1 protein-coding gene is annotated in these 1028 nt (G+C 50.0%); it reads left to right on the top strand.

The window, feature by feature from the left end:
• Positions 1-182: 182 nt before the first annotated feature.
• Positions 183-1028: CHASE2 domain-containing protein (locus tag HWQ67_RS19605; protein ID WP_218254380.1), on the top strand; the 846-nt coding region annotated here is incomplete at its 3' end.

Below are 1028 nucleotides of genomic sequence, written 5' to 3'. Positions count from 1 at the left end.
AAAAAAAGGGGCGGCTCCGCCCCCCTTCAGAACCCCCTGCAAGGGGGCCAGCCCCCTTGACCCTTTCCTGCGCAGGCTTGTTTTTAAACAAAGGTAAGCTATTAACAATTCATACTCATTTCTAATGCAATTGCCCTGCTGGGGGGGCTATTGAAAAGTTGCAAGGGGTTTGTATATAATTGATGTTGAGACTGTTTGTATCGATGAATAAATATCCGATAAAGATACCCAACTGGGGTGTTGGGGCTGTGATTTCGCTGCTGACGATGATTGTTTTCCTGGTGCAATGGTACCCCTTCAGATACCTGGAGTACGTCAACTACGACTTCAGAGAAGGTTTGCGACATAAAAAATCCCCAGACAACATTGCCATCGTTGCTATCAACGACGAGAGCATAGAAAGGCTGGGGCACTGGCCACCACAACGCTCTATCATGGTCGAGGCTATCAACAAGCTCAAGACAGCCGGTGCATCTGTCATCGGTATCACCATATTCTACAAGGACGAGGGCGAAAGTGAAAAACTCTCCGCCATTAAGGACCTGCAGACAAGACTTGAAAAACACACAACCTCTTCAACCGACAAACTCGCCACGGAGTTAAGCAATATCCTGAAGGAGTTCAGCCAAGGCGCCAACATGGCCAACGCTATCCAGTCTGCGGGTAACGTCGTACTGCCCGTTCATATCTCCTTTGACTCGCACCTCCCAGAGGAGAAAACTGTTGACACTATAGGTAAACTAACGGAACCGTTACACAAAAACTCCGTTGCGTCCTTGCCTGGAGGTAGGTTTAACACTGCACGGGTCCTACACACCCCCGAGGCCAGGCTCTCCAGCGCCGCACTGGCACTGGGTCACGACAACACAACATCCGACAGAGACGGCATCCTTCGCAGAGAACACCTGCTCGTTACCTACAAGGACAGACTGTTGCCATCCTTTGCCCTTCAACTGGTCTTAAGCCATAAAAAACTCACCATCAGGGCACTCAACCCTGCAACTATAAAGGGACGCATCCAACTGGGA

It is taken from the genome of Candidatus Magnetobacterium casense (assembly GCF_019173545.1).
GTDB classification, from domain to species: Bacteria; Nitrospirota; Thermodesulfovibrionia; order Thermodesulfovibrionales; family Magnetobacteriaceae; genus Magnetobacterium; species Magnetobacterium cryptolimnobacter.
The sequence above is the reverse complement of the archived record's forward strand: the minus strand, read 5'-3'. Positions and strand labels throughout refer to the sequence as shown.